At 45.0% G+C, this 12,338-nt stretch carries 8 protein-coding genes and 1 pseudogene; 7 read left to right on the top strand and 2 right to left on the bottom strand.

Going from position 1 to position 12,338, the window contains the following annotated elements; translation table 11 throughout:
* Positions 1 to 290 precede the first annotated feature (290 nt).
* The 7 genes from ACSZO1_RS19540 to ACSZO1_RS19510 are packed head-to-tail and all read left to right on the top strand — an operon-like array spanning position 291 to position 9,954.
* Positions 291 to 863: a restriction endonuclease subunit S gene (locus tag ACSZO1_RS19540; RefSeq protein ID WP_437615609.1), complete on the top strand. Its 573-nt coding sequence runs from the start codon at positions 291 to 293 to the stop codon at positions 861 to 863.
* 47 nt (positions 864 to 910) lie between these two features.
* Entirely contained in the window at positions 911 to 2,518 is a 1,608-nt protein-coding gene (locus ACSZO1_RS19535; protein WP_437615607.1) for a type I restriction-modification system subunit M, read from the top strand.
* Positions 2,518 to 3,648 (top strand): restriction endonuclease subunit S, encoded by a 1,131-nt coding sequence (locus tag ACSZO1_RS19530; RefSeq protein ID WP_437615605.1) that lies wholly within the window; start codon positions 2,518 to 2,520, stop codon positions 3,646 to 3,648. Before ACSZO1_RS19535 ends, ACSZO1_RS19530 begins: the two co-directional genes overlap by 1 nt.
* A 59-nt stretch (positions 3,649 to 3,707) precedes the next feature.
* Entirely contained in the window at positions 3,708 to 6,623 is a 2,916-nt protein-coding gene (locus tag ACSZO1_RS19525; protein WP_437615603.1) for a type I restriction endonuclease subunit R, read from the top strand.
* Positions 6,624 to 6,658: 35 nt separating this feature from the next.
* Positions 6,659 to 8,506, top strand: coding sequence for a YaaW family protein (locus tag ACSZO1_RS19520; protein ID WP_437615601.1), 1,848 nt, complete (start codon positions 6,659 to 6,661; stop codon positions 8,504 to 8,506).
* Between the two features lie 29 nt (positions 8,507 to 8,535).
* Positions 8,536 to 9,291 (top strand): PD-(D/E)XK nuclease family protein, encoded by a 756-nt coding sequence (locus ACSZO1_RS19515; protein ID WP_437615599.1) that lies wholly within the window; start codon positions 8,536 to 8,538, stop codon positions 9,289 to 9,291.
* A gap of 15 nt (positions 9,292 to 9,306) precedes the next feature.
* On the top strand, positions 9,307 to 9,954 hold the full coding sequence (locus tag ACSZO1_RS19510) for a hypothetical protein (protein WP_261437244.1): 648 nt from the start codon (positions 9,307 to 9,309) through the stop codon (positions 9,952 to 9,954).
* 64 nt (positions 9,955 to 10,018) lie between these two features.
* Here the strand turns inward: ACSZO1_RS19510 and ACSZO1_RS19505 are convergent, their stop codons facing one another.
* Both ACSZO1_RS19505 and ACSZO1_RS19500 read right to left on the bottom strand, forming a co-directional pair.
* Positions 10,019 to 10,639 carry an inovirus Gp2 family protein gene (locus ACSZO1_RS19505; protein ID WP_437615611.1) on the bottom strand — a complete coding sequence of 207 codons (621 nt, stop codon included), beginning with the start codon at positions 10,637 to 10,639 and terminating at the stop codon, positions 10,019 to 10,021.
* Between the two features lie 192 nt (positions 10,640 to 10,831).
* Positions 10,832 to 12,237: pseudogene (locus ACSZO1_RS19500) on the bottom strand (YfjI family protein).
* Positions 12,238 to 12,338: the final 101 nt, after the last annotated feature.

Here is a 12,338-nt window from a genome sequence, read left to right as displayed (position 1 = left end):
AGGATAGCTTATCGGTAGCTAACCGTCCCTCCATCCACATGACCAAGCGTTGCACTTATTATCTGAATTCGCGAGCAAGCCATTTAGGGTTCTCATGCATTAAAACTTGAAGTTATGAATGATTTTTTAGTGTTCAACCTGATATCTGAGCACTATATAACGCTATTCTTACCAGAAAAAACTTGATCATTAGCACATGTAATAAAATTAAATTACTTGATTTCATCTATTCAGCATGAGTATGCTATACCGCACAAAACATATGTAATTTATCTTTATTCGGAGTCTGAATGCTGCTCACCTACAAGGAAATAGCTACGTTTACTGCAGGCTCGCACATCAGCCGTATCCAGCAACACGCAGATGGGCTCGCATTTCGTTTCTATGCAACCGAGCAGTTTCTGCTAGATGACTGGCAGTCAGGTCTTGTGTCCGCGGAGAAAGAGCAGTGGGTTAAAACACATCAGGATGTTGTGCTGGCGCAGAAAGGAGATGTTGTCATAAGCCTGATTCATGGCAAGGCAGTTCGCGTGAGCACCGAAAATGCCGGACGTATTTTAGGTAATAACTATGTCAAAGTGGATGTTGATGACAGCCAAATTAATGCAACGTGGTTTCTCTGGCATTTCAATGAAAGCCCAGAAGGAAGACGCCAACGGATCCAGGCCACCCAGGGTTCCACCGTCGTACAGCGTATCGCGGTTAATGAACTGAAAAATTTTACCGTCACCCTCCCGTCACTCGCACAGCAAAACGCGATGGGGGGGCTCTATCTGGCGGCGCGAGAAAAACGCTTTTATCAGCAGCGGCTTGCCGCCCTGAGTGAACAGCAGATCCTGAGCCTGCTCAGTGGTATGATTTGACTTATTACGTCACCCCTTTGTGACGAAGAAAAACAACAGGAAGAACTATGTCTCCCCAGATTGAAGCACAAAATTTAAGTGAACTGCAAGGCCGCCTGTGGAATATCGCGGATACCCTACGCGGTAAGATGAATGCCGATGAATTCCGCGACTACTGCTTAGGCTTTATCTTCTATAAATATCTTTCTGAAAAATTCGTTGCTTACGCGAACAAAATCCTGGCGGAAGATGGCATTCAGTACAATGAACTGACTGCGGAACATCCGGCGTATCAGGATATCGTTGATGCGGTAAAAGAGGACAGTATCCAGACCTTAGGCTATTTCCTGCCGCCAACGGATTTGTTCCACACTATGGCGGAACGTGTGGCTAAAGATCCCAAAGGCACAGGTACCGGTTTTATTCTGGAAGACCTCGCTACTACCCTGCGCAGCATTGAACAGAGCACGCTGGGTACCGACTCCGCGGATGACTTCAGCAACCTGTTTGAAGATCTCGATTTAGGTTCCAGCAAACTTGGCAACACGGCGAAAGCGAAAAACGAATTGATCGGCAAAGTCGTCACTGAACTCGACAAACTGAGCTTTAACCTGAGCGAAGCGAGTTCCGATATTCTGGGTGATGCCTACGAGTACCTGATCGGCCAGTTCGCCTCAGGCGCAGGTAAGAAAGCCGGGGAGTTCTATACCCCGCAGCCGGTTTCCACTCTGCTGGCTAAAATCGTCACTACTCACAAGCTGAAGCTGAAAAACGTCTATGACCCGACCTGTGGCTCTGGCTCTTTGTTACTGCGCGTGAAACGCGAAGCCTCGTCAGTGGGTAAAATCTACGGTCAGGAGATGAACCGTACCACTTATAACCTAGCGCGTATGAACATGATCCTGCACGGGATTCACTATGCGGATTTTGAGATCATTCAGGAAGATACGCTGGAGCACCCGCAGCACACGCATCTGAAATTTGACGCCATCGTTGCTAACCCACCGTTCTCTGCCAAGTGGAGCGCCAGTCCGCTGTTTATGAACGATGACCGCTTTGCCCAGTACGGCAAACTGGCGCCCTCCAGCAAAGCAGATATGGCGTTTTTACAGCATATGTTCCATCACCTGGAAGATGACGGCACTATGGCAGTGGTTCTGCCTCATGGGGTTCTGTTCCGTGGCGCAGCGGAAGGCCATATCCGTCAGTTTATGATTGAGAAGCTGAACTGCATTGATGCGGTGATCGGCCTGCCTGCCAACATCTTCTACGGTACCAGCATTCCGACCTGCGTACTGGTACTGCGCAAGTGCCGTAAGCACAACGACAGTATTCTGTTTATCGATGCCAGCAATGACTTTGAAAAGGTGAAAACTCAGAACCGCCTGTTGCAGGAGCATATCGATAACATCGCCGATACCTACAACGACTGGAAAGCGGTCGAGAAATACAGCCATATCGCGACGCTGGAAGAAATCCGTAACAATGATTACAACCTAAATATTCCGCGCTATGTTGACACTTTTGAGGTGGAAGAAAAGATTGACCTCAACGCAGTGGCGCAGGAAATCCGCGATATGGAAGGGAAAGTGGCAGAGATCGATAAGACCATCGCTGGGTTCTGTAAGGAGTTGGGGATTGATGCGCCGTTTACGTTGGTGGAGGGGAATAAGTAATGGTGCCAAAGATAAGGTTTAAGTCATTCTCAGCCTCCCTAGGTAAGCATAAAATTGAGGATATTTTAGCTCGCTTTGTTTCCCCTGTATCTGTTTCTAAAATAGGAAAATATCGAGAAATAGGGATTCGCTCCCATGGTAGAGGTTTATTCCATAAAGAGGAGGTGTCTGGTGCTGAATTAGGGAATAAACGCGTTTTTTGGATAAAGAAAGATGCTGTTATTTTTAATATCGTTTTTGCCTGGGAACAAGCGGTAGCAATTACTTCGTCGAAAGATGAGGGATGTATTGCATCTCACCGATTCCCAATGTATTTACCTAAAGATAACAAATGTAACACTGACTATATCAGAAGATACTTCCTGACAAAAAAAGGGAAATATTTATTAGAACTTGCATCCCCTGGTGGTGCAGGTCGAAACAAAACACTAGGCCAAAAAAACTTCGATGAGTTGGTTGTAACTATTCCTGATGTTACAGAACAAACCAAAATCGCTGATTTTCTGTCCTCTGTTGACGAAAAAATCACGCTACTGAACAAACAGTACGACCTGGTTTGCCAATACAAAAAAGGCATGATGCAGAAGATTTTTAGTCAAGAAGTGCGGTTTAAGGATGAGAATGGGAAGGAGTTTCCTAGGTGGGATAGAAAATTTATAGGTAATATTCTAAAGATAGGTAGCGGGCGAGATTATAAACATTTGAATGATGGTAATGTCCCTGTTTTTGGTACTGGTGGTTTCATGACAATGGTTGATCAGTTTCTTTTTGAAGGAGAAACGGTATGCATTGGCCGAAAAGGGACTATTGATAAGCCATTTTATTACAATGGGAAAATTTGGACTGTAGATACTTTATTTTATACTCATGAATTTAAAGGCGTGCATCCAAAATTTGTCTATCAGTTGTTTTTAACAATAAACTGGAAAGAATATAATGAGGCATCGGGAGTGCCAAGCCTTTCTAAAAATACCATAGAAAAAATTGAGGTTAATATTCCTTGTTTATCTGAGCAAAACAAAATTTCCAGTTATCTCTCTGCCCTTGACGATAAAATCGCTGTAAAAAAAGCAGAGCTGGACAAGTTAAAAACCTGGAAGCAGGGTCTACTCCAGCAAATGTTTGTATAAAAAACAATCCGGCCTAGCCGACTCCGGGTCAGCACAATAACGAAAGGCACTACATACTGATGGCAACGCAAAGCGAATACGAGTTAGAAACGCAGCTGGTGGAACAACTGGTTGGCATGCATTACGAGCGGGTGAATGTCACCGACGAAACCAGTATGAAAGCCAATCTGCGTAAGCAGATTGAAATCCATAACCGACTGGAAGCCTCTCCGCTAACTGACGGCGAATTTAACCGTGTTTTCTTACATCTGACAAAAGGCAATGAAGTCATCGATCGCGCTAAGATTCTGCGCGATCGCTACCAGTTATTGCGTGATGACGGCACCGAGAAGTGGCTCAGCTTTATCAATAAAGAGGAGTGGTGCCAGAACGAGTTTCAGGTGACGAGCCAGGTGAAGCAATTCAATGCCGAGCAAAACACACGCAAAACCCGCTTTGACGTTACCTTGCTGATCAACGGCTTGCCGCTGGTGCAGATCGAACTTAAGCGTCGTGGCTTGGGGCTGAAAGAAGCCTTTAATCAGATCGATCGTTACCATCGGGACGCTTTCTGGGTCGGCAGCGGCCTGTTCCAGTATGTGCAGATCTTTATTATCAGCAACGGCGTGGACACCAAATACTACGCCAACAACCGCGCCAACCATTTCGAGCAGACTTTTTTCTGGACCGATGAAAAGAATAACCCACTCAAAGCCCTGGAAAAATTCACAGCCGCATTTCTGAAGGTCTGTCACATCGCCAAAATGATCACCCACTACACGGTGCTGAACGAAACCCGTAAGTGCCTTATGGTGATGCGCCCTTACCAGTTCTACGCCTGCGAAGCGATGATCCGCCATGTGAAGGAGAATCTCCACAAGCAGGGACGGCCGGAGAACGGCTATATCTGGCATACCACCGGCTCCGGTAAAACGTTGACCTCGTTTAAAGCCAGCCAGGTGATCATGGATATGCCGGAAGTGGATCGGGTTATTTTTGTGGTCGATCGCAGGGATCTGGATTATCAGACGGCAAAAGAGTTCAATGGCTTTGCGAAAGACAGCGTTGATACAACCAACAACACCAGTACGCTGATAAAACATCTCAAGCAAAGCTGCACCAAACTGACGCTGACTACTATTCAGAAACTGAATAACGCCATCACCCATGAAGGGTACAAAGCACAGCTCGCACACCTGCGCAAAGAGCGCATCGTCTTTATCTTCGATGAATGCCATCGCAGCCAGTTCGGTGATACGCATAAAGCGATTGTGAATTTCTTCGAGAATGCTCAGCTGTTTGGTTTTACCGGGACGCCAATCTTTGCCGATAACGTCAATATCACCAACGGCATCAAGCAGACCACTGAACTGTTGTTCGATAAATGCCTGCATAAATACGTGATTGTCGACGCCATCCGGGATGAAAACGTTCTGCGCTTTGCCGTGGAATATGTCGGTACTTACAAGCGCAAAGAGAGCAGCAATGAGATCGATATCGATGTGGAGGATATCGACACCAAAGAGGTGATGGAAAGCGACAACCGGTTGGGCAAAATCACCGACTATATCCTTGCCCATCATAACGCCAAGACCCGCAATCGTGAGTTCACTGCGATGCTCTGCGTCGGGTCTGTCGATATGCTGATCACCTACTACAAACTCTTTAAAGAAAAGCAGGCTGCATTGCAGGCGGCAGATGCCAGTTACAAGCCGTTAAAGATTGCCACTATCTTCACCTATGCCGCCAATGAAGCGGACAAAAGTGATAAAGAGGCGGTAAACGGCCTGCTGGATGAAGAGGATATTAGCCTGCCGCAAGGCGCGAAAGTTGATACCTCGAGTCGCGATCATCTGGATAGTTTTATCGAGGATTATAACGAGCTGTATGGCACCAGTTACTCTGCCAATGATTCAAAAAGCTTTTACAATTACTACAAAAATATTGCCCAGCGCACCAAAGAGAAAGGCATCGATATTCTGCTGGTGGTGAATATGTTCCTCACCGGTTTCGACAGCCCGGCGCTAAACACGCTGTACGTCGATAAAAACCTGCGTTTTCACGGCCTGGTACAGGCGTTTTCCCGCACCAACCGCATTCTCAACGAGAAGAAAAGCCACGGGAATATCGTCTGCTTCCGTAATCTTAAGAAAGCGACCGACGATGCTATTGCCCTTTTCTCGAACAAAGATGCTTCCTCCACGGTTCTGGTGAAACCCTTTGACGAGTACTTCGGTGATTATCAAGAAGCCGTCGATCGTTTGTTAACACTGACGCCATCGGTGGAAAGCGTGGACGATTTGCCAGATGAGGAAGCACAGCTGGCGTTTGTAACGGCATTCCGCGATGTGATCCGTTTGAAAAACATTCTCGAAAGCTTTGCCGATTTTGATGATGCGGCTAAACCGCTGTCGGACCAAACGCTGGCGGATTTCACCAGTAAGTACCTCGATATCCACGACAAGGTGAAAAAACACTCCAGCAAGGAGAAAGTCTCGATTCTTGAAGACGTAGATTTTGAAGTCTCGCTGATTCATCGCGACGAAATTAACGTCGGCTACATTTTGCGTCTACTGGCTGGCATTCAGGCTATGCCGCCAAAAGAGCAGCAGGAGCAGAAGAAAAAGATCATGGATATTGTCGACAGCGACGTGACGCTGCGTAGCAAACGTGAGCTTATCGATAACTTTATTGAAAAAAGTCTGCTGCATGCCTCGCATGACGAAGATATCACTCAGGTGTTTGAAGCTTATGTCGAACAGGAAAAAGGTAAGGCGCTGGCTGCCCTATGCAGCGAGGAGCGACTCGATTCCATCAAACTGACCGGCTTACTGGATAACTACCTCTTTACCGACGTGATGCCGCGAGAGGATGAAGTGGCAGAAACGCTAACCTGGACGCCGAAGATTCTGGAACGCAAGAACGTGCGGGCACGTGTCTACGACCGTGTGCGTGATGTGATTGAAACATTTATCAATGGGATGCGCGGGTTTTAATAGATTTTGGTGATGAATATGGCAGAGGTATTTTCATGAGTGAGATAGATATCCAGGGTGATGAAGCGCTGGTTCAACTGCTGTTGAACGCAGATAAAGGCGATATAGATCTGCTGATCGATTACATCACTAACACCGGTAAGTTTAGTTTTTCCATGTCAGACAGCGTAAAGGCTGTATTACAGGATGCCAAACGCCAGGAAATACCTGATGAAGAAACTCTGCGCCTGCTTGTACGGGAGTTACAGCATTTCGGTGGTAATACGTTCGTGAATCTGTTTCGTCGCAATGGCGTCAGCTACAGCGAAATTGTAGATGACGTTGCCAGCCATCTGAAGATGAAAGTCCCTGCTGATGCATCGGTAGAAGAAAAAGAAGCGCTGATTATTGACTGTGTATTTACCTCGTCATGGAAAAAAATGTCGGATGATGAGCGCCGCCAAATTCTACGTGGTATGGGCATTAGCGCCTCTGTCAGTCTGGACATTTCCGTCTGGCAGAAAGCGGCATTAGTTGCCAATGGTCTTGCTCAAACGTCAGCAGGCAAAGTGCTACCTTTAATTGCAGGGCTTGGCATCGGGCGTGTGTTGGGTGTATTAACCGGGCCGGTTGGCCTGGCTATTACGGGTCTTTATACCGCCTATGACATCTCAAACCCGGCGTTTCGAGTGACACTGCCTTGCGTGGTGCAAATTGCCTGGATTCGCTTAAAAAACTCCCGCCAGTTCCGGCTTGCCACCCGGCCATCACCCGCCACGATGCCTGCTCTCATATACGATCAACGCTGGGGTTTTGGGCATGATATTCACCAACCTGCGCTTACGGTTGCAACAATTCCACCTTCGGAAAGTATCAACACCGGTGCGATGCAGGAGCAGGATATTACCGGTATTTCACGGCTGAGCCCGCTGTTGCAAACATTACCCTCTCTGGCGGCCTCTACACATATTGCCAGCCATCAATATATGGAGGTCATTATTAATGGTCCTCTGGCGAGTGTAAAAGATGGCCCTGGTTTCCGAGGCTTCAGCCTGGGAGAAAAAGGGATTAAAGAACATGCCGTTCTGCTGAATCCTGACAAACTAAGTCAGCTTGTTAACGCCGGTATGTTGTTGAATGTTGCTTCTGCCGTGCTAGCGCAAAAGCACCTGGCTGATATCAGCAAGAAATTGACGGAAATTGTTGAGGCGGTGCGTGAAGTTTCTGCATTCCAGAATAACGCGCGCAAGTCAGAGATCATTGGGGCCATACAGTATTTGCAGCAAATTACTCCCGTGGTTATTGAGGAGCAATGTTCGCCAGCAATACGCCAAAAACTGGAGGATATTGAAGTCCAGTTCTCCGCCCTGCAGGCACACTTACTGACTGATATTACCGCTGCTGGTGACAAAGTGGCTGCACTTAAAGACCGTGAGCTCTTTGGCAGTACGGAGATTACGAATAAGATCCAGACCCAACAAAATATCCTTGATGAGCGAATCCATGAATGGGACCTGGCGATGAAGGTTCGTGCGCAAGCGTTGCATCTTCTGACTCATGCCGAAGGTAACACAACACTCGTCAGGCACCGCCAACAAACCATTGTTCATAGCTATCAGGAGTTCGAAAGCGTTGTTGACAAAGTTGAGCGTCAGGTTCACCAGCGGATACAAGGTATCAGCGCATTGACGGAACAGAGAAATACCACCAATGCCAATAAAGTATTACTGCGGAAATGGACGACAACGACGTTAATGCAGCAAAAGATGGCTATTGAAGAGGCCCATTCATCGCTCAGGAAATTCCAACAAGGATTGTTGGCTGAGCAGCCGCAATCTGCACGATTACTGGTAGAAATGCAGGATGGGAAACCGGTGAAGTGTTTTGAATTGCCGCTAGTATGAACAATTCGTCTTTTTTGAGTGGGCATCGAATGGAACATGACAATTCTTCACTGGTTGAGTTGCTACCGGAATTTTTTCACCAATGGCCAAAAAACCTGGAGTGGACCAGAGAAAAAGATAAAAAAACAAATATTGATGCATCTCAGCTAACTGAGTTCTTCAGCTTGATCTCTGAAGCACTGAAAGTTGTTCAGCATCGATCTTTATCTTTTGATCCCTGGGAAGTAGCAGGCCTTGGGCGTAAAGAAGTTCGTAACACAGCTGTTCTTGCCTGGCTTCTTGATCCCGAGGGGACTCATGGTTTCGGGAGACTACCTTTACAGGCATTCCTGCAGGCAATACGACACAGCAGAAATGATATCCCTGAAGATTACCTTCACTATTGTCGGGTGCGGGTTGAAACTAATCCTACTGGCGATAATACCAATCGTGTTGATGTAGAAATCAATGCGGATAATTTTTTCCTGCTTATAGAGGTGAAAATTGATGCGTATGAACAGCCAGAACAAGTCGCCCGATACTGTTCTGATGCTAAATTACGCGCAATGTCACGTCCTTGGGCCGTTATATTTTTAACGCCTCGTGGCGGAAAACCGCTGACCTGTGGCTTAGATTTCAAGCCAGAGGATGTTCCCTGTATTTCCTGGCGACATCTCGCCACAGCTTTAGAGTCTTCGTTGCAACCGCATTACAAAGAATTCATTTCTGATAATGAAAACTCGCCTTCACGCCAAATGGCTGCCCATGCCGCATTTTGCTTTCTTAATCGAGTTCGTACATTTTAATTTAAGGGATTAGACATGAATCCACACAGCGATGCAGAACGTCAGGCCGGTATACTGATTCTTTCGCAACTAAAGATGTTTAACGAAGCTGTTGTCTATTTTGAACAGCATTTAAGCCCTGCCTTCTGGAAAAGCTTTGATCAGTGTGTTGAACGATTTATGAAAGACAACAGCTGGGTAGGTAAAGCAAATTATGAACATCAGGATTATTGCTGGCTGGCCCATCCAGCCTGGGTCATTGAAGGCGTTAACTGCAAATATTGGTTTGAAAACAGTTCGACTGTTACTGAAGGAAATGATTATATTTTAGCCGTCCTGACGGGTACGGGAACCGAGCAGGGGCAGTTTGGTTTTGAGTTTAAATTGAATGCCGGGTATTTTGGTGGAGTCAAAAAGATTGCTAGTTATGCGAGTAATGTTCAACAATCCTACCGTGAGCAACTGCAGACACTAGGGCTATTGGAACAAGGGAAAGGTAACTATTTCCTACCTGTCACGATTGAACCTAATTTACTCACTGAGTGCTGGAAAGAGCATGGTGAGTTTCCAGTGGAACATGAAGTATTTTTTCCATTGCAAACAGCTCTTGAGAAGCTACTACAATCTACAAAAATTTTGGATGCTATATTTTTGTCCGAAGCGCAGATTGCAGTAAGTGAATAATTTTAAATAATTAACGTTATTTGATTTGGCCTTTCTCGCATAAGAAAGGCCATTGCAGTAAAAATTATCCCCGACTACACCCGAAACTTCTATCTCCCTCACCAAATATCTTCGTATCGAGCTTGGTCAAGTAATCCAGTCGTTCAAGCAACTCATTGTATATGATGTCAAAATCAGGATCATTTACGTTAAGTACATACCGACAGTTATCAGGAAAATGAACAAGCTCACGACAATCTTCAACTTCTAATCTGAGAGCACTGTACCAAGCTCTGATTATCTGGTTGCTAAGTGTACCACTATGCTTAAGATGCCCCAGATGGTAGTAAGCATCCTTGTTAAAAAATAAGCAAATATGGAAATGGCATTTTCCACTCTTTGAGTATTCTCTTGCCCAGACATTACGTACAACGTTCTTGTTGACTCTGATCCCAGCAAACTTTCTGCGATGTTCATGTGCTTCCAAAATCGCTTTCATCGAATCCAGAAAGCGTGATATTGCACCGGGTTCAAGGTTAGGAAAACAGCATACTGTATCACCATTATCTAAAATAGGTGGGTAATGAAGATCCGCTCTTAATGCCATAGTTCGTGGAAACTGATTGATAGCATTACTGACTGTCAGAACAATTTTATCTCTGTAAGCGAGAATATGATCGCCATGAGTACCTTGATAAAGTTTCATCATACATCTCTGATTTTAATATCCCTGCTCTTCACAGGGATATGTTAGGGGTGATTTATACAAATAAATATATATTACCTTTCCAACATTTAAATTTAGGCAAAAGCTATCACCTACCTGCGCTGGCAGTTCCAAAATAACTCTGCAATTAGTTAGAACAAGCAAGTATCTCGATGGTATTTTTTTACTTCATTAAATACCCCAGGTATCCATCGCCTGTATAAAGATAGTTTTTCCTTTTTTAGCAGCCTTTATCTTCCCTTGAGAATAAAGAGTGCTTAATAATTCATTTACTTTACCGCGGTCCCTGAACCGGTTAGGCCCATATTGCAGTATGGTATTTTTCCTCATATATGGTAAAAATTTTGATTGCAATATTCTTTTATCCACCAATAAAGCTCATCTGCATCTGTATTGACCATATCTAGCTCCTGTTGTTTGGAAAATAATTTTATATACTCATCTACGTACCATGCACTTATTTCTATAGCAGCTTCTGCAGCGGTAAGTGATACATCCCCTTCATCACCATTAAAATAGTGTAATAATGCAGCAATCCTTGCCATATTTTCAGCGATTTTAGATGCATAATCTTTAAAGTCTGAAAGAAATCCGAGTAACCGCATTTCTGTTTCAACTTGATTATAAAATGCAATCCATCTCTGTCCTGCTTCTGGCGAGAAATGCAGGCAAATACGTTCATCTTTGTTTTCGATACTCTCATTGACGATCTCCATTAATCGCTCATGGAACACAGGCAAATGTTCACTTGAGACAACAGGATTAGTTATTTGTCTATATCCTTGTGTGGAAAAGGGACGACAAATAAGTGTACGAGCAAAAAATCCTATCCCTTTTGCTATATCCCCTTTTCTTTCAATATATCTATTGATAACTACAGACTGAACCTGCAGGGATAATGTCAATCTGGCATTTTTTATTAACCTCTCAGGTGCGTTTTTCCTTTCGACTGAATACGTTGCGCCATCCCACATTTTGTTGACAAACGGCAATTCATTTAATGCATAACCATTAAATATGGTCCCAGCCTCATCTGATAAAATGCCAATTGATCGCCAGTCACCACAGAGATACTCTTTTATCGCCGCTGGTGTGGTATCATTAAACGTCAACTTATATCTGACAGGCTCTACAGGATAACTATCTTGCAGTATACTCAGACTTTCACGTGTTATGGTTGGATCTTTGCCACCACGGATCTCTGACTTCAGTTTTGACATAAAAGCTTTCTCTTCCGCCTTGAAAATCTTTACGTTATGCCGCCACTTAATTATTTCTTGTTTATATAGATCAAATAGCCGTTCCTCTAGTTGGTAAATAGGCTTCATTAACAACTTACTTACCGTGCTCTTCCGTTCCCCAGATTCCGAAATTGTCACAATAAAAAGCGATGTTGGGCTACGCAGATTATTCAACCTACAAACATCAATTCTGTTCTGACAAGCAAGAGATATGACGCCAAGCATCTCTGCTGCAACCATGGGAAGCGGTGCCTGAGTATGTTGCACTATCTCATAAATTGCATTTCTCACCCTCGCGGGGAACACATGTATGGGGAACTCTCGATCTCCCGACATAAAACCTCATCATCATTTAATGTAAAAAGGGCGGATTCAAGTTCGAAGTGCAACGCTAAGCCGCCTGTCTTAACTCTGCAAAGACCACTGAAGGCTGCCGG

It is taken from the genome of Erwinia sp. V71 (assembly GCF_965644245.1).
Lineage (GTDB): Bacteria > Pseudomonadota > Gammaproteobacteria > Enterobacterales > Enterobacteriaceae > Erwinia.
This window is presented reverse-complemented; position numbering and strand designations above follow the sequence as displayed.